Source organism: Paenibacillus sp. BIC5C1 (assembly GCF_032399705.1).
GTDB lineage: Bacteria > Bacillota > Bacilli > Paenibacillales > Paenibacillaceae > Paenibacillus > Paenibacillus taichungensis_A.
The window spans coordinates 5,678,781-5,697,437 of the sequence record NZ_CP135922.1; the positions used below are offsets into that span (position 1 = coordinate 5,678,781).

General features: G+C 47.8%; 14 protein-coding genes and 1 other annotated feature (1 of these 15 cut by a window edge). All 14 genes read right to left on the reverse strand.

Going from position 1 to position 18,657, the window contains the following annotated elements; all coding sequences use genetic code 11:
- Nucleotides 1–262, reverse strand: a binding site (T-box leader); it reaches 18 nt to the left of the window's first position.
- A 158-nt stretch (nt 263–420) separates the two neighbouring features.
- The 14 genes from RS891_RS25440 to ispG all read right to left on the reverse strand — a co-directional run bounded on the left by RS891_RS25440 (nt 421) and on the right by ispG (nt 18,551).
- Nucleotides 421–1,896, reverse strand: a complete 1,476-nt coding sequence (locus tag RS891_RS25440) for a LysM peptidoglycan-binding domain-containing protein (protein ID WP_315793551.1) — start codon at nt 1,894–1,896, stop codon at nt 421–423.
- A 136-nt stretch (nt 1,897–2,032) separates the two neighbouring features.
- Nucleotides 2,033–2,941, reverse strand: coding sequence for an RluA family pseudouridine synthase (locus tag RS891_RS25445; RefSeq protein WP_315793552.1), 909 nt, complete (start codon nt 2,939–2,941; stop codon nt 2,033–2,035).
- Nucleotides 2,938–4,242 (reverse strand): glutamate-1-semialdehyde 2,1-aminomutase, encoded by a 1,305-nt coding sequence (gene hemL / locus RS891_RS25450; protein WP_091001980.1) that lies wholly within the window; start codon nt 4,240–4,242, stop codon nt 2,938–2,940. Before hemL ends, RS891_RS25445 begins: the two co-directional genes overlap by 4 nt.
- A gap of 112 nt (nt 4,243–4,354) precedes the next feature.
- Complete coding sequence (gene hemB, locus RS891_RS25455; protein ID WP_079696601.1) at nt 4,355–5,356, reverse strand: porphobilinogen synthase; 1,002 nt, start codon at nt 5,354–5,356, stop codon at nt 4,355–4,357.
- Nucleotides 5,357–5,463: 107 nt separating this feature from the next.
- Nucleotides 5,464–7,026 (reverse strand): uroporphyrinogen-III C-methyltransferase, encoded by a 1,563-nt coding sequence (gene cobA / locus RS891_RS25460; RefSeq protein WP_113055875.1) that lies wholly within the window; start codon nt 7,024–7,026, stop codon nt 5,464–5,466.
- Between the two features lie 4 nt (nt 7,027–7,030).
- Nucleotides 7,031–7,987, reverse strand: a complete 957-nt coding sequence (hemC, locus tag RS891_RS25465; RefSeq protein WP_315793553.1) for a hydroxymethylbilane synthase — start codon at nt 7,985–7,987, stop codon at nt 7,031–7,033.
- Nucleotides 7,988–7,989: 2 nt separating this feature from the next.
- Nucleotides 7,990–8,640, reverse strand: coding sequence for a precorrin-2 dehydrogenase/sirohydrochlorin ferrochelatase family protein (locus RS891_RS25470; RefSeq protein ID WP_113055877.1), 651 nt, complete (start codon nt 8,638–8,640; stop codon nt 7,990–7,992).
- A gap of 4 nt (nt 8,641–8,644) precedes the next feature.
- Nucleotides 8,645–9,472: a cytochrome c biogenesis protein CcsA gene (gene ccsA, locus RS891_RS25475; RefSeq protein ID WP_376040466.1), complete on the reverse strand. Its 828-nt coding sequence runs from the start codon at nt 9,470–9,472 to the stop codon at nt 8,645–8,647.
- Between the two features lie 14 nt (nt 9,473–9,486).
- Complete coding sequence (hemA, locus tag RS891_RS25480) at nt 9,487–10,875, reverse strand: glutamyl-tRNA reductase (protein ID WP_113055878.1); 1,389 nt, start codon at nt 10,873–10,875, stop codon at nt 9,487–9,489.
- Nucleotides 10,876–11,437: 562 nt separating this feature from the next.
- Entirely contained in the window at nt 11,438–12,028 is a 591-nt protein-coding gene (locus RS891_RS25485) for a non-ribosomal peptide synthetase module (protein ID WP_113055879.1), read from the reverse strand.
- Between the two features lie 263 nt (nt 12,029–12,291).
- Entirely contained in the window at nt 12,292–12,945 is a 654-nt protein-coding gene (yihA, locus tag RS891_RS25490) for a ribosome biogenesis GTP-binding protein YihA/YsxC (protein ID WP_315793554.1), read from the reverse strand.
- A gap of 156 nt (nt 12,946–13,101) precedes the next feature.
- On the reverse strand, nt 13,102–15,441 hold the full coding sequence (gene lon, locus RS891_RS25495; protein WP_113055881.1) for an endopeptidase La: 2,340 nt from the start codon (nt 15,439–15,441) through the stop codon (nt 13,102–13,104).
- 86 nt (nt 15,442–15,527) lie between these two features.
- Nucleotides 15,528–17,282: an ATP-dependent protease LonB gene (gene lonB, locus RS891_RS25500; protein WP_113055882.1), complete on the reverse strand. Its 1,755-nt coding sequence runs from the start codon at nt 17,280–17,282 to the stop codon at nt 15,528–15,530.
- 171 nt (nt 17,283–17,453) lie between these two features.
- Entirely contained in the window at nt 17,454–18,551 is a 1,098-nt protein-coding gene (gene ispG, locus RS891_RS25505; protein WP_113055883.1) for a flavodoxin-dependent (E)-4-hydroxy-3-methylbut-2-enyl-diphosphate synthase, read from the reverse strand.
- Nucleotides 18,552–18,657: the final 106 nt, after the last annotated feature.

Below are 18,657 nucleotides of genomic sequence, written 5' to 3' on the forward strand. Positions count from 1 at the left end.
GCTTTCGCGGTACCACCTTTGTTTCACGCAGATAGAAAGACAGACTACCCCTTCTGTACTTACGTGACACTTCAAGCAGATAACGGCTGCGACCGGCCCATCCTACCTCAGGAATGAATGATACTAAAGTTACTCATCCCTTGTATTCAAACAGGCAACTCCCGGGCGACTTCGATCAGTTGGTTCCTACGGAATTTCCCAGCGCTACAATCCCGCTCTCTGAAAGGTCATACTGTCTACTACTCCCGATCCACGTTGTTCTTCAAAAAACCTAAACACATCATACCCTGCCCGTGCCCGATAGTCAACCTGACAACAGCGGAAAAAGCGCGCTGCAATGCAGGTTAAGGGCAGACAAAGCAAAAACCCGCCATCCTCAAGGGATCACGGGTCGAAATGGTCATTAAACCTGCCTACAGGTTAAGGGATATATAGAATCTGTCCTTCTTCCACAACCTGTTCAGATAATCGGTTATACAACTGGAGCTCTCGAGTACTTAACTGATATCGGTCTGCAATGGTATCGAGCGTCTCTTCACGCTGTACAATGCATAACTTTACTTTACGGAACGGGGTCTGATCGACAATGGTGCCGAGAAACAGGTTCTTCCACTCGACATCATCAGGCTGGTATGTTTCTTCCTGCTGGACCCCAGCAAGTGCCTCTTGCTCTCGTTCTGCCTCCGCCTCCCGTGTAACTCTGCCGGAGGATAACAAGGAGGAAATACCTACGCCCTCTTCCTGTTTGGGTGCAGTTTCTCTCTTGCTGCCAAAAGCAACCTTGAGCTCCGGCTTGTCTTCCGTCTCAGCCACAGGTTCAGGGATAAATGCTTCTTTTTCAGCGAACTCATTCGTATCCAACGCTTCAAGAGGAGGTCTGTCTTCCTCTGAAATTTCCGGTTCAGACGCTGCGAAGACATCCTGCCAGTTCTCTGACTGCGAACCTGTCGGAACATCTGCAACTGCCTGCTCCTCTGGCTTTGGTTCAGATCGGGCAGATTCAAAATGCCATACATCCGGTGCTGCCTGTTCATCCAAAGGCCGCGCGTCCGGTTTGGAACCAGCTTGTTCCGAGTTCCTTAAATTCGTATGTAAGGTCTCGACGGAAGGCTCGGACCAAACAGACGACTCTTCAGCCAGAGGAAGCAAAGGCTCGGATTCAGGGTAAGAAGCCAATCTGTCAGCAGTCTCCGCCAAAAAAGACGAAACGGGAGAAGGCGTATCGGACAATTCAGCTGCTTGCGCTTCATCTTCCTTATCCCTCAAGGACGAGGACGCTTCGTTTTCAGGTAATATTTTACTTGGATCGGCGTTTCCATCCCCTTGCTGCCAGGATTGAAACTGTTCGGAAGAAGCTTGAAATAAATGTTCCTGCTGCAACTCCTCTTCGCTCCGTTGAAGCAAATACTCCTGAGCAAATACATTAGGACGGCTGCCTGTCTGTTCTGTTTCAGCAGAACGGTCGCCCTGCTGAGGGTCGGGCGAATGGACAACGGTAAACTCATCTGCTGACCAGACTTGCGGTTCCTCCACCGGAAAGCCCTCGATACCGCGAAGAGACAATACGCCTGTAATGTTCAAACTTCGGTCGGATAACAAATCGACATCAAAATTTTCAATCTCAATGGAAATATCTTCAAGTGATCTTACCCGGTTCAGGGGTACTGTGATCTCCACCGGGATAAAATGTTTGAGTTCCTCCGAGATCTCGTTCTCTCCCCGATACGCACCTGTCAGTAAAAGATGGCCTCGCAATGTTGCATGATCATCCTGACCTATCACCTGAATTCGGGGGTATAACTCAATTTCCTCCAGTTCCTCAATTGCAGGGACTCCCTCTGACAAATGAACGCGCTCATAAATATCGAACCGCAAACCATAAGGTTGATTCAACAAAGGTGGCGTCCTCCTTTCGGCATATGTTCACCATGATCCTTCTCATGGGACTGATCCATGGTCCAAATCCTTCGTTACCCCATCTATATGCCTTGAATGAGATGAGCATGCCACCTTTTGTGCAAACCTTCCCAGTTTATTGGTCCTTGCCTTCCCGCCCTGCCAGTTGTTCGAAATCCTGCGGCCAAGGATCAGCCACTTTAATTCGCGCTCCTGTCAGCGGATGACTAAAACTCAGAGTCTCACCATGAAGCGCCTGCCGACCAATAGAATCCCTTCTGCCTCCATATAACTCATCTCCGATGAGGGGATGCCCCACATAACTTAAATGCACCCGAATCTGGTGTGTGCGCCCTGTATCCAGTGTCAGCCGGACAAGGGTCGCCCTATCCCAAACCTCCACGATCTTCACGTGAGTTACAGCGTCCTGCCCACCTTCAGAGACACGTCTGCGCTGCTTATGATGCCTGTCCTTACCAATCGGAGCATCAATCGTATTCAGCTCCGTGGATATCTGACCGCCTGCAATGGCGACGTAATGGCGTCCAATGTCTTTACGACGCATGGCTTCATCCAGTTTGGCGAGAGCAAAAGCATTTTTGGCATATAAAACAGGCCCAGTTGTATCCTCGTCCAGACGGTGAACATGACGTACATTCGCCTGAATCCCATTCATTTCGTAATAGGAGGCAACCGCGTGATCCAGCGTAATCGCTTGATCCGCCCGGCTTCCATCAGGATGAAGCTTCATTCCGGCCGGTTTGTGCACGACCAGACAGAAGTCATCCTCATACAGAACATCGATATCCGCCCAGCGCGGTTCTACATCAATCGGGTGAGACGCAAAAAGGGCCAGCCGAAGCCGGTCCCCTGCCAGTTGTATGCCCTGGTTCGTCTTTAGCTGACGCAACATCTTCTCTGGTAACTGAAGCTCAGACAAGAGCCATTGTTCTGCAGCCGTTTGTCTGTCTGAACTGCTTGTCACTGCTTTGCCTGGCATCAGCTCAAGCCATTCCCCACGGCGTTTCCAACTTTTAATGGTCATAATGATTGAAGAGCCTTACGGTTCGCCTCAATTGTATCGTCAATATCCTGCTCCGTATGCACGCCAGAGACAAACATACCTTCGTATTGGGAAGGCGCAACACTCACACCCTGATCAATCATGGCCGCAAAGTAACGACGGAATTGATCCAGATTGCTTTCTTTGGCGATATCATAATTCGTAACCGGAACAGCACTGAAAAATGGACATACCATCGAACCAACACGGTTAATCGTTATGGCCACACCTGTCTCTGCTGCATTCTTCTCAAACCCAGCCTGCAAACGTGCGGACAGCGTCTCCAGACGATCATAGACCTCCGGTGTCAACAATTTGAGTGTCGTATAACCTGCTGCCATAGCGAGCGGATTACCGCTCAGTGTACCTGCCTGATAGATCGGTCCGGTCGGAGCAATCTGTTCCATCAGATCACGTCTGCCGCCATAAGCACCCACCGGAAGCCCGCCACCGATGACTTTACCCAGACAAGTCAGGTCAGGTGTAACGCCATATCGTCCCTGTGCACAGTTCAAGCCTACACGGAAACCGGTCATAACTTCGTCAAAAATGAGCAGACTGCCATATTGAGACGTCAGACTGCGCAGGCCTTCAAGGAAACCTGAAACGGGTGGTACAACTCCCATATTACCTGCAACAGGTTCCACTATGACGGCGGCCAATTCTTCACCATAACGTTCAAAAGCAAGTTTCACGGACTCCAGATCATTGTATGGAACCGTAATCGTATTTATAGCCACACCTTCAGGAACACCAGGGCTGTCAGGCAGACCCAGTGTTGCTACACCAGATCCTGCTTTGATCAGCAAGCTATCAGCATGCCCATGGTATGATCCTTCAAACTTCAAAATTTTACTGCGTCCGGTTACACCACGTGCTAGTCGAATCGCACTCATGGTTGCTTCCGTACCGGAATTCACCATTCGTACGATATCGATCGAAGGCACACGCTCACAGACGAGTTTAGCCATCTCGGTCTCCAGCAGTGTTGGCGCACCAAAACTTGTTCCTTTAAGAGCTGTCTCACGCAAAGCTTCTACAACGTCAGGATGCGCATGTCCCATAATGAGCGGACCCCAGGATCCCACATAATCAATAAAAACATTGCCATCAATATCATAGATTTTCGATCCTTCGCCACGCTCTGCATAGATCGGGGTAAGCCCTACCGATTTGAAAGCTCGAACGGGGCTGTTCACACCCCCAGGTATGTACTGTTTGGCTTCTTCAAATGCGCTGCGTGAGCGCTCATCATTGCGACGAGTTCCTTGTTGTGCAGTCATGAACATCCTCCTTAGTGATGAGGCCCCTCCACACCTTAGGAAGAGGCCTTTTATATAATTTTGATAAATGTTAATCCGTTTTGTTCATCCTGGCTGTTATGGGAGCAAGCTATTATTTTTCGGCCAACCAGCGTGAAGCGTCTTTTCCGTAGTACGTAATAATCATATCTGCACCCGCACGTTTCATACTCAGCAAAATTTCCATAGCCACTTTCTTCTCATCAATCCAGCCTTGAATCGCCGCTGCCTTCACCATGGCATACTCTCCACTTACATTGTAAGCAACCAGTGGAAGATCAAATTGGTCCTTGATCGTACGCATGACATCCAGATAGGACAGTGAAGGTTTCACCATCAACATGTCTGCTCCTTCGAGCACATCAGTTTCGGCTTCACGCAATGCTTCACGAGCATTCGCCGGGTCCATTTGATACGACTTGCGATCTCCGAATTGTGGCGTGGAATCCGCAGCTTCGCGGAATGGACCGTAGAATGCCGAAGCATATTTTACGGAGTAGGACATGATCGGAATGTGACTAAAACCATTCTCATCCAGTCCCGCACGGATCGCTTGGACAAATCCATCCATCATGTTGGATGGTGCGATAATGTCTGCTCCAGCTTTCGCCTGGGATACCGCTGTTTTCACGAGCAGCTCCAGTGATTCGTCATTGAGAACATCTCCGCAAATGTGACCATCCACTTCCACGGTGTGCACCATACCACAATGACCGTGATCAGTAAATTCGCACAGACAGGTATCAGCAACAACCAGCAGCTCAGGGTACCAGGACTTAATCAGCTTCGTTGCTTCCTGTACAATGCCATCTTCAGCGAATCCAGACGAACCAACACTGTCTTTGGTTTCCGGAATACCGAATAAGAGCACAGCCGGAATACCCAGATCGGCAATCTCCTTCACTTCTTCCTGCAGACGATCCAGCGAGAAGCGGAATACGCCCGGCATGGATTTGATTTCGGATTTTACATTTTCACCATAAGTAACATAGATAGGTTGGATAAAATCATCCACAGTCAAATGGGTCTCTCTCACCATATTGCGAATACCTGTGGATTGACGTAAACGGCGATGCCGTACAATTGGAAAACTCATACGTGTGAAACCTCCCTGAATCGTGATGTGGAGCAAAAAGCGAAGCGCGCCGGTATCGTAACGAATTCAGCACGCTTCATCTATCGATTGCGGTTCAATTTATATGTTTAACGGGGAAATACAGCTTCTGTAACAGGCTTTCGTTTCCACTCAGACAACACAGAAATCAGACTCTCAATGGTTGCTTCTTCGGCCATCATGGTGACCTTCAAGCCTGCTGCTTCTGCCGTCTTCGCTGTAACAGGCCCGATACATGCAACCTCTACATTTTCCAATAAAGGTAAGGGATCCTGCAATCCCATTCGTTTCAGAATGCTCATGAAATTGGTGACGGTGGATGAACTTGTGAAGGTCATCGCATGAATCCCGCCCTCTTCAAGCAGCTTCAGCAGTTCATCGTCATCCTCGCCAGCCAGAATGGTGTCATAGATAATGGCCTCGGTAACCAGAAGTCCCCGCTCCCTCAACTGTTCAGGCAACCAGGAGCGCGCAAGATCTCCATGAGGTAAAAGAACCCTCTGCCCTTGCTTCAGTTCACTTTCAAAAGCTTCCAGCATACCTTCGGCCTGAAATGGCCCCTGAATGACCTCCGCTACAATGCCATACTTACGCAAAGCTTCCCCAGTGGAAGGTCCTACCGCTGCAACTCTCGCTTGATGAATGGCGCGAATATCCTTACCTTGCTGCTGCAAATGACGGAAAAAGAATTCCACTCCGTTTACGCTCGTGAAAAATACCCAGTCAAACGTATTTAACGCACCAAAAGCCTGTTTGACACTTTCCTGTGCCGACTCCCCTGATGGCATCACGGTCTCAATTACCGGAAATTCGTAAGGTTCACCGCCAAGTTCCTCGATTCGGTTGACCAATTCACTAGCCTGACTGCGTGCTCGCGTCACCAAAATGCGTTTGCCAAACAGCGGCAGTGCTTCCGCCCATTTCAACTGTTCGCGCTGGTTTACCACCTCACCAACAACAATGACAGCGGGTGGTTGAAAATTCGCAGCGATGACTTTTGCTTCGATATCTTCAAGCGTACCTGTGATCGTATCCTGCTCTGCCCTTGTGCCCCAGCGAATCAATGCCACTGGTGTTTGCGCAGGGCGTCCGTGACGAATCAACTGTTCGCTGATATATCCGATTTTGGAGACGCCCATCATAAATACCAGTGTGCCTGTAGCATTCGTCACTTTATCCCAATGAATACTGCGGTCAAGCTTGTCCGGACTCTCATGCCCCGTAATGATAGAAATAGAGGAAGCATAGTCGCGGTGGGTCACAGGTATTCCAGCGTAAGCAGGTACACTTATTGCTGAGGTTACACCAGGTACGATTTCAAAAGGAACGCCGTTTTTGCGCAGCAGATCAGCCTCTTCCCCTACGCGTCCGAATATCGTCGGGTCTCCCCCTTTAAGTCTGACCACAATCTTGCCTTCCAGTGCGAGATCAACCAACAGCTGGTTGATTTCTTCCTGCTTCATCGTATGTCGATCCGGCCGTTTACCCACATAAATCTTAACCGCGCCGGGCTTCATTTGTTTGAGTAATCTTGGACTTGCCAACCGATCGTAAACAACAGCATCCGCCCGACCGATCGTTTCCCAGCCTTTTACCGTAATCAGCTTGGCGTCACCTGGACCTGCACCAACCAAAAAGACCTTCCCCACCATGACTTCATCCCCTAACTTCTGCCAGTATCTGCTCTGCTCCCCGTTCAATCAATCTCCAAGCCACTTCTTCTCCAAGACGAACCGGATCTTTGCCCGTCATCGCTTCTTTAAGAATCAGTCCGCCGTCCGGCGTACCGACCATACCTGTTAATTGTAACGTGTTTTGTCCATTCGGGGAATCTTCATCTTGCTGTGGAACCCATACGGCATGAGCTCCAATCGGAACCTGACAGCCCCCATTCAATACACTAAGGAAGCGACGTTCAGCCAACACAGGAAATGCGGTTTCCGGATCGTTATACAACTGCAACAGATGGAGCAATTCGGCATCATCTTCACGGCATTCAATGCCGAGCGCACCCTGACCTATTGCGGGAAGACAAGCCTCCTCTGACAGATACTCCGTAATTCGATCTTGCCAGCCCATTCGATACAACCCAGCGGCAGCCAAAATAATAGCGTCCAAACCTTCTGTCTCCAGCTTGCGCAGGCGGGAATCAATATTGCCACGAAGCGATTCAAGTTGCAAATCCGGACGGTATGCTTTCAGTTGACTGGATCGACGCAGACTGCTCGTCCCCACTCTTGCCCCTTCCGGCAATTGATCCAAAGTGAGTCCACCATTTGAAATCAGTGCATCACGAGGATCCGCACGGCGCGGAACTGCACCGTTCGTCAACCCTTGTGGCAGCTCGGAAGGCATATCCTTCATGCTATGAACAGCCATATCAATCGTGCGATCCATCATCGCCTGTTCAATCTCTTTGACAAATAGTCCTTTGCCTCCAACTTTTGACAAGGTTACGTCGAGAATCAAATCTCCTTTTGTAACGATTTTATGTACTTCAAAATCAAAAGCTAACCCTTCCCGTTCACAAATATCACGTAAATCTTGAATTACATGGCCTGTCTGGGTCAAAGCAAGTGCGCTTTGTCTGCTTCCCACTTTAATTGTCCGCATGTCTACACGTCCTCCTGATTATGGGATATCCAGTCCCCAATTTGTTCTTCGGTCCACCACTCAAACTGACCTGTACGGATCTTTTCCAGCACATTCATTTCGGTTAAACGACGAAGTAATTTAGCTCTGACACCTGAAGAAGATACACGTGCCTTTACTTCCATCCTCATCTGATACAAAAATTCAATATATGTCTCGTACTCATCTCCGAATTGCTGCTCCAAGGTGTCACGAATCTCTGCTGCGGCCACAGGTCCTGCTCCAGCTGTCGATATCGCAATGCTCAGTCTTCCACGCCGGACCACACTTGGTGTAATAAAGGTGCTTCGCTCAGAAGATATGGCGTCATTAACCAGTATACCCGCTTCTTCAGCTTCTTGGACAACAGCTGTGTTCACTTCACTATGGTCGGTTGCTGCATATACGAGAAAGGCCCCCCGCAAATCTCCATTGCGGTAGGACCGGGCCAGCCATTGAATTCGGGAATCATGATGCAATTGTTGTAACGTTGGCGTAACTTCCGGACTAATCACCTTGATTTGCGCTTCTGCATGAAGCAAACCTTTTATTTTACGTTCAGCGACACGTCCGCCTCCAACCACGAAGCAGGATTTCCCTGATATATCCATAAATATTGGCGTGTACCGCTCCATCCCTTCACTCTCCCGTCCAACGATGAAACGCTGAGTACGCATTGGATAAAAAACTGATAATGACAAAGCCGTATCCGATCAGCGTCCATCTCGCCATAATGACTGTGGAAAACTGTTTTCTTCTCTTAAAGACGAAGTATCCCACATAGATTGCTATGGCTAGTCCTGTTGCAATAACCTTGAGATCCAAGAGCAGGCTCCAACGCGTTTCGGCCACAATGGACAATACCGCGAGCATGATAGAAACACCGAGAAGAGGTGTGCCTATCAATGTAGCACCATCCATATATTTGCCGATCACTTCGAGACTCGGCAGACGACGTACGGTATCATTCCATTTCTTATTCTTCAGCTTACGGTGCAAAAACAGATATAACAAGGCAAATACAGCACCCACCGTCAGAGCCGCAAAACCAAGATTGGCCAACGTAATATGCATAATAAGCAATCCATGCACAGTCTGCCAGTTATGCAGAGATATCTCACCTGCTGTAAACCACAATCGATTCAACACCGTAACGGAGAAACCAACCACGTTCAGCAATAAAATGACAAATTCGGAACGCTGAATTCGAGTCATTACTAGAGACATCAACACAATACTAAATGAAAAGATAAACAAAAAATCAAACGTGGTATAAATCGGAAAATGACCTTCGGTTAGCATGCGTAAAATGACATGGAACACCTGAAGCGCCCACACAACAACAAGAAACCCTGTGCCTGTCCGCTTCGCCCCCGCATTGCGTCGAATGCAGTCCGAGAAATAGAACAGTAGGCTCAGGGCATACATATAAATTAAAGCTTCATAAATTTGTTCAGCTAGGGTCAAGCTGCCCACCCGCCTTATACGCCTGCCGGAGCATAAGCCGGCACGGGGTCTTGCCGGGAATCGTTAAGATGAACGGGATCCGGTTTGCGCAGAGCCGTGGCATCACTCTGACTTACTTTCTCAGCGGCCACCTCTACTGCATCCTCCAGAGCAAAGATCTGAGTAAACATGCGCAGTGCTTCATCGCCATGCTTGGTACCAGCCATTTCCTTAATCCGGTTAATCGGATCGGTCGTCATTTGATTCACGATACTTTTCGTCAGACGGCGGATAACTTTACGCTGATGTTCATCCAGTTCAGGCAATTTATTAAACAGACTATCCATTGTTTCTTCATGAATGGAAGCACCTTTTTCCTGCAATGCCCGAATGACAGGACGAACGCCCAAGGTTTTGAGCCATTGATAATAATCTTCCATCTCAAGTTCAATCATTTTCTCGATCTTAGCAGCTTCTACCTTGCGCATCTCCAGATTGCTTTCCACGATCCCTTCCAAATCATCAATATCATAAAGGAATACATTGGATAACTCGCCGATCGCCGGATCGATATCCCGCGGAACAGCAATATCAATCAGGAACAGTGGACGCGATTGACGACGCTTCATGCTCTCTCGAACGACAGTGGCATCCAGTACATATCTTTCTGCCCCCGTCGAACTAATGACAATATCAACCTCATTCAGTCGCTCTAATGCCTGTTCCATCGTACAAGGGGTCCCCCGAAACTTCGCTGCCAATTCCTCAGCTCGCGCAAGTGTCCGATTCGCCACAATGACTTCGGAGGCTCCGTTGCTATATAAGTGTTTTACTGTAAGTTCACTCATTTTGCCGGCACCCAGAATCAGCACCTTCTTATCCGTAAACATACCAAAGATACGCTTGCCTAATTCTACAGCAGCATAACTTACAGATACCGCACTCTCTCCGATCGAAGTCTCTGAATGTGCCCTTTTGCCCAATGTAACAGCTTGTTTGAACAGCATGTTAAACCAGGTTCCAGTAGCTTTCTCTTCCTGTGCTTTGAAAAAAGCCTGTTTCACCTGTCCAAGAATCTGAGTCTCGCCAATAACCATTGAGTCCAGCCCACAAATGACACGGAACAAATGGCGCATAGCTTGATCATCTTCATATATATATAAGTGTTGCGTAAATTCTTCCCGCGGAACATTAAACCATTGTTCCATGAACGTCCGAATAAAATAACCACACATGTGAAGACGGTCTACCACAACATACAACTCGGTACGGTTACATGTGGCTACGATTACACCTTCCAATACACTCTTGGTCAGCTTGAGCTGCTGCAGCGCTTCAGACAAGTCCTTTTCTGCAAATGTGAATCGTTCCCTAACCTCTACAGGCGCCGTGCGATAATTCAAACCAACGACAACGATGTGCATTGCAAGTTCACCTGCCTAATAAATTTCCAATCAAAGTGTTTTCTACATATGTTCATCCATTTATGATTGACATGGTTAATTATATCACACATCCATAGTATGACTGGGCCATTTTTATGAAATGTTTATGAAATCCCCATGTAAATCATCTTATGCATTGTCATTTATTGTAGTGTCTCACCAATCTTCACCGTTATGCGTTAAATACTTGTTTTAAAGATAAAGATTCATGAAAATCCCATATAAAACAAATAGCCATGGATGGCTCCATGACTATTCAGGTTTGGGGTGATCTTCGCTCCATCCCGATATGTAAACATTATTCATACTGTCGAACATGCATTTAGTTTCATTTCTGGTATCTCCACTTGCAATTCGAGATTAAAAATAACATCTATTCAAAGGGATTGCAACCCCTTTTAGGAAGATAAAAATAAAAGATTACGGACCGAGCAAGCTACCAAAATCAAAAAAAAATCCCCTTTCGCAGCTGCCTGGAATGTGCCAGATCAGAGCATTGGGGGATGGTTCGTTGGGGACTTGTATTATTCACACTTTTAGGTCAATAGGCTTCAAGCTCAAACAGCCGTTTCTGGTGGCGAGCAAGCTTTTCATCAATCTGCTGGAGCTGTTCAGAAGTAGAAACATCCATTCTTGCATCGAGTAACGAATCAATCTCGGCGTATACCCGAATGATCTCGCGTTCAACATCCCGTGCCTGGAATACACGCTGTAACTCAAGCAACGAATTTTTGTATTCATAGATGACACGGATATTCTCACCGGTCTGCTCTACAATTTTACGAACAACGCCTTGAGTATAAACATACGTCATGGTGAACTCTTCATAAATTCGATGAACAACGCCGTCACCCTTAAAGGTCATAAAGAGCTTCCGGACTACGTTCGTCAGATGATGGTTTACCAAGCGGCAAGATAACTCACAGATATAAAACCCTTCCCTGCGGTCAAACGGGAAATGAACTTCTTCTCCACTCACATCTACGAGCACAATTTCCTGACAGCCATTCTCCATCACCTTCACACGTTGATGAATCCGGCCGTCTTCTGTCATCCGCAAAAACTGATGCATCTGGGGTTCTGATAATTTCAAAGTGGCTTTAACATACTCTGTAGCTAATCGCTGAGCCATAAAAATCTCCTCAATTCTTTCCCGATTGTTTTGTTTCCTGCACATGTGGCAGTGATCTCAAAATTCTTCAGGTCGGCAAGGCCGCTACTTTGGTACTGTTACGATTGCACCTATACTCATTATACACTACCGTATAGCTATTTCGCCCCAAAATAAAACAATGAATTTTCACGAAAATCCATAATATATGGATTAATTCTTAATCGCATCAAAGATTCACCCCAGTTGCTCGCTTTCCTGCGCCGAAATGCCGTAATTCCCGGTTATCCGTTAATTTCGGAGTCTTCGTGATTTTCCTCAGCCTGTGGCTCTTCTTCCGCTGAAGCTTGACCGATTCCGGCAAAGCGGGTAATGATCTCCCATAATTCTTCTTTTCCTATACCTTCTTCTGAAGAAAACGGTACAAACAGATCACCTGGACGAAGATCCAGCCCTTGCTTGATGATTTTGATATGTTTTGGTCGACGTGTTTTGGGGATCTTGTCCAGTTTGGTTGCTACCACAACGAGAGGAAGCCCATGATGACGCAGCCATTCATTCATCATTTTGTCATCCTTGGATGGTTCGTGTCTGATATCCACCATCTGCATAACGAGCTTCAATTCCTTGCGCTGCAATAGGTACTTCTCCATCATCTTACCCCAGGCAAAACGCTGCTCTTTCGATACCTTGGCATAGCCATAACCCGGAAAATCGACAAAGTAGAGATCCTGATTGATCTTATAATAGTTCAGTTGCTGGGTCTTACCAGGGGTAGAACTTGTCCGTGCCAAGTTTTTGCGATTAATCAAACGGTTGATCAAAGATGATTTCCCTACATTGGATCGTCCCGCCAAGGCAATCTCGGGCAGGCCGTCCTCGGGGTATTGTTCAGGCCGAACGGCACTGATAATAAATTCGGATTGATTTACTTTCATAATGTATCTTTCCTCTCTTTAACTCCTGTGCTCTGACTTAGAGCTGTTGTTGGTATTATGCCATGGATTGTTCTATCATACCAAAAAAACCGTTCCAGCGGACGCCAAAGCTTCCGCAGAACGGTTTACTCTTCATACGATCCCTGGTTTAACGAACTACAGGTGTAATCCTGCCTGTTCCACAAGCGCATGTTGCAGCACTTGATCCATATGAGCTACGGGGACAAATTCCACATCTTCCTTGATACTGTCCGGAATATCCCGCAGGTCCCGTTCGTTATCCTTGGGCAATAATATTTTTTTGTAACCGGCGCGATGGGCCGCCAGTGATTTTTCCTTAAGTCCGCCGATTGGCAACACACGACCACGCAGCGTTATTTCACCAGTCATGGCAATGTCTTTGGAGACATGTTTGTTCGTTAGAGCAGAGATCAATGCAGTCGCCATTGTAATTCCTGCAGATGGTCCATCCTTCGGAATGGCTCCTTCCGGAACGTGGATATGGATATCGTTCTTCTCGTGGAAGTCGGACGGAATGCCAAGCTGTGCAGCTTTGGATCGGGTGTAGCTGAATGCCGCCTGAGCCGATTCCTTCATGACATCGCCCAATTTACCCGTCAGCGTCAGCTTGCCTGTTCCAGGTACAACGGTAACCTCGATCACGAGGGTATCTCCACCCACTTCCGTCCACGCCAGTCCCGTCACCGTACCAATCTGATCTTCCAGTTCGGCCATACCATAGCGGAATTTACCCGGACCAAGATAATCCTTCACTTCATCCGGTGTAATGTTAATCTGACCTTCCGCACCAGAGACGATGTTTTTGGCTGCTTTCCGGCACAACGAAGCCATCTGCTGTTCGAGATTCCGCACGCCGGACTCTCGTGTATATTCACGAATGACACGCAGCAAGCTGTCATCCCCGATATTCAGTTGGTCTTCCTCCAGGCCATGGTCCTGTTTCTGTTTCGGCAGCAAATAGTTTTTGGCGATTTGCAGCTTCTCCAGCTCAGTATACCCCGGAATATTGAGCATCTCCATCCGGTCCAGAAGCGGACGTGGAATGTTATGCACTGTGTTGGCAGTTGTAATAAACATAACGTTAGATAAGTCAAACGGCAACTCTACAAAGTGGTCACTAAACGTGTTGTTCTGTTCGGGATCTAGTACCTCAAGCAACGCTGCGGAAGGGTCTCCACGGAAGTCGGAAGCCATTTTATCAATCTCGTCCAGCAGGAACACCGGATTGAGTGAACCCGCTGTCTTCATGCCCTGAATGATACGGCCTGGCATTGCCCCCACATAGGTACGACGATGACCGCGAATTTCCGCTTCATCTCGCACGCCACCCAGCGATATTCTAACGAATTCGCGTCCAAGGGATCTGGCGATGGAGCGAGCAAGCGATGTTTTGCCGACCCCTGGAGGTCCAACAAGACAAAGGATCGGTCCTTTAAGCTTTTTCACCAGCTTCTGAACAGCCAGATATTCAAGCACACGTTCTTTCGGTTTTTCCAAACCGTAGTGATCTGCATTTAGCACATCTTCAGCCTTCTGAATATCCAGATCATCGGCTGTCATCTGCGTCCAAGGCAGTCCCAGCAGCCAATCCACATAGTTGCGGATAACGCCGCCTTCGGCAGAACTTGATGGCATTTTCTCCAGTCGATCAATTTCTTTCTCAACCTTTTCCTTCACCTTGTCCGGCAAGTCAAGAGCCTCCATCTGATTTCGGAGTTCCTCCACCTCGCCAGCACGGCCTTCTTTCTCGCCCAGCTCTTTCTGAATCGCCTTCATCTGCTCCCGCAGATAGTATTCTTTCTGGGTTTTCTCCATCTGTTTCTTCACGCGCTGGCTGATTTTGCGTTCAAGCTCCAGTACTTCCCGCTCATTGTTCAGGATGTCCAGCAACTTCTCCAGCCGTTCACGAACGTCAATGGTCTCCAAAATCTCCTGTTTGTCCTTGATCTTCAATGACAGGTGACTGGTGATAACATCAGCCAAGCGACCGGGTTCTTCAATATCGGACACAGCCGCAAGTGTCTCAGGTGTAACCTTTTTGGACAGATTAATATAATTTTCGAACTGGTTCAGAACTGTACGCATCAGTGCATCCGTTTCCGGATGGCTGTTCTCCTCTTCAGGAAGCTCTTGAGCCAGAACCTCATAGTATTCCTCGTTGTCCGTATATTCAATGATTTCAGCCCGTTCCAAGCCTTCCACAAGTACACGAATCGTCCCGTTTGGAAGCTTCAGCATCTGTCTGACTTTGGCAACGGTTCCGATTCTGAAAATATCTTCTTGTGTTGGTTCTTCAATATTTACCTCGGCTTGGGAACATAGGAGAATCAAATGTTCTTCTACCATCGCTTTTTCTAAAGCCTTGACCGATTTCTCCCGGCCCACATCGAGATGCAGTACCATACTCGGGTAGACGAGAAGTCCTCTTAAAGGCAGTAAAGGAAAACGACGACCTTTCGCTTTGCTCGGTCCCATCGCTTTCGCACCTCCAATGGCTCTCAGGTTGTAGTCATTCATTATTCTATCAAATGTTCACATAAAAAACCAATGAAGGGAAGCGCTTAGCAGCTTCCCGAATCTGTAACCTGTCCTGGACGGGGCAAGTCAGCACGTAAATAAGATGCGGATGCCGGCGGAAAAATCTCCGGTGCAGGTGTCGCTGTATCCTCCGCAAGGTTGATTTGTTTAGCTTGCTCCTCATTAGGCACCCAGTCAAATACTTCTCGGAATACGTCTTCAACGGTATCGACCGGGATAACCCGTAAGCCATCCAGATTTTCAAAAATGGACTGCCAGTTCTCTGCAGGGATTATGACTGTCTTAGCACCTGCCTGGAATGCAGCCTCCACTTTGGCGAGTACACCGCCGATCGGTTTTACCCGGCCATGAATACTGATCTCGCCAGTCATCGCTGTCTCATGGTCAATCGGGCGCCCCTGGATGGCTGATGTAATGGCAGTTGCCATAGCAATCCCGGCAGATGGGCCATCAATTGGCGTTCCACCTGGGAAGTTGACGTGTAAATCATAATCATTAGGACGAATACCCATGGCCTTTAATACGGTTAACACATTTTCAACCGAGCCTTTAGCCATGCTTTTTCGCCGGAGAGTGCGCGAACCGCCTCCAATCTCTTCCTCATCCACAACTCCTGTAATGTTAATCCGTCCCTGATCTCGTAGAGCCGGAACAGCAGATACTTCGATCTCCAAAATGGTGCCCATATTCGGTCCATATACGGCCAAGCCATTCACAAAACCGATCTGTGGCCGCAAAGGTACCTTGCGATCTGGCCGGGGTTGAATCTGGCTGCTGCCAGCGACCCATTCCACATCCGATGCCTGCAGCGTTTCACGTTTTTCAGTCAACGCTAGCCCAGCAGCGAGCTGAATGATATTGACCGCTTCACGGCCATTGGTTGCATAGCGTTTAACCACATCAACTGCTTCTGGACATGGACTGAATCCGATTTTCTGAACGGCATCTTCCGCGATTTGTCCAATCTCTTCGGGCAGCAATGGACGGAAATAGACCTCCATGCACCGCGAGCGTAAGGCTGGAGGCAGTTCATGGGGCGAACGAGTCGTCGCTCCGACCAGACGAAAATCAGCTGGCAGACCATTTTGAAAAATATCGTGGATATAAGCAGGAGTATGCGTGTCTTCCGAGTTATAGTACGCACTTTCCAAAAAGACCTTGCGATCCTCCAACACTTTCAGCAGTTTATTCATTTGAATGGAATGCAATTCACCAATCTCATCAATAAAAAGCATCCCTCCATGCGCTTTCGTAACGGCACCGGGTTTCGGCTGAGGAATACCAGCTACGCCCATCGCTCCTGCTCCCTGATAGATCGGATCATGCACTGAACCAATCAAAGGGTCAGCAATACCCCGTTCATCAAAACGCGCCGTCGTGGCGTCGAGTTCCGTGAATTTGGCGTCAGCCTTGAAAGGAGATGATGGATTCTTTTTGGCTTCTTCCAAAACCACCCTTGCCGCAGCTGTTTTCCCTACCCCTGGGGGGCCATATATAATGACATGCTGTGGGTTAGCACTGCATAGCGCTGCTTTAAGGGCGCGGAGTCCGTCTTTTTGCCCTACAATATCATTAATGGTTGCCGGACGTGTCTTTTCTGCCAAGGGCTTAGTGAGTGAAATAGAGCGCAACTTCCGCAGCTTCTCCAGTTCCTTGCGGGATTCACGCTCCACCGCACCGCGATTCGTTTTCTGACCACGAAGCAAATTCCAGAAATACAAACCGATCACCACACCAAAAAATAACTGAATCATCATTATGACCATACCAAATTCCATGTCTCAACATCCTCCTGTTCTATCCCTATTCTCATATGAGATCATGCTAATACTTGGTAGTATAGCCTTTTCACCGAGACGTAAACGGGTGATCAGGAAATTGTATGTTTGAGAACAAAAAACAGCCCGTCATTGCTGACGGACTGTTACAAAATGATATATATATATCAATCAGTGCGAGCGGCCAGGGATAACTCCCGTCGTTTCATAGGACTCCACGATTTTGTCGATCTCTTTTTTCAATTCCTCAACCATAATTTCTTCCGGAACTTTACGGATCATTTTACCATGACGGAACAACAAGCCTTCTCCACGTGCACCGGCAATACCGATATCCGCTTCCTTCGCTTCACCCGGACCGTTAACGGCACAACCCAACACCGATACTTTGATCGGCACCTTGAGTTTGGAGATATACTCTTCCACTTCATTCGCAATGGAGAACAGATCGATATCCAAACGCCCACAGGTAGGACAGGAAATCAACGTAGCTGCATTGGAAATCAGACCAAAGGTTTTGAGCAGGTCACGAGCGACCTTGATTTCCTCAACCGGGTCTGCACTAAGCGATATCCGCATCGTCGAACCAATACCCATCGATAACAAGGCACCCATACCGGCAGAACTTTTGATTGTACCAGAGAACAACGTACCCGCTTCAGTAATACCCAGATGCAACGGATATTTGATGATTTCAGCCGCTTTGGAATAAGCCTCGATCGCCATCGGTACATCCGATGCTTTGAGAGACACGATAATATCGTGAAAATCCAATTCTTCGAGAATACCAATGTGATAAAGTGCACTTTCTACCATAGCATCAGCTGTTGGGTAACCATATTTCTCAAGCAAATGATTTTCCAGAGATCCTGCGTTTACTCCGATTCGAATCGGAATACCCTTCTCTTTACAAGCTTTGACGACTTCCTCTACTTTGGCACGTTTACCGATATTGCCGGGATTAATCCGTACTTTATCGATGCCGTTCTCAATCGCAAGGAGCGCCAGTTTATAATTAAAATGGATGTCCGCTACGAGCGGAATATGAATCCGTTTTTTGATTTCCTTGATGGCTGCTGCAGCTTCCTCATTGTTCACTGTTACACGCACCACTTGGCAGCCTGCTTCTTCCAAACGCAAAATCTCTGCCACGGTTGCCTCAACATCTGCCGTTTTCGTTGTACACATGCTCTGGATGATGACCTCGTTGCTGCCACCAATCGTTAAGTTACCCACTTTTACGGGTCGTGTATCTTGTCTTAAAAACATGAGTGATTTCTCTCCCCACAACGTCAAAGCTCCACCCTGACAGAGACATGAATTCGCCTTCTGCCAGGAGTGGAGAACTGACAAGTCTATATTTCAGTGTTGAAAC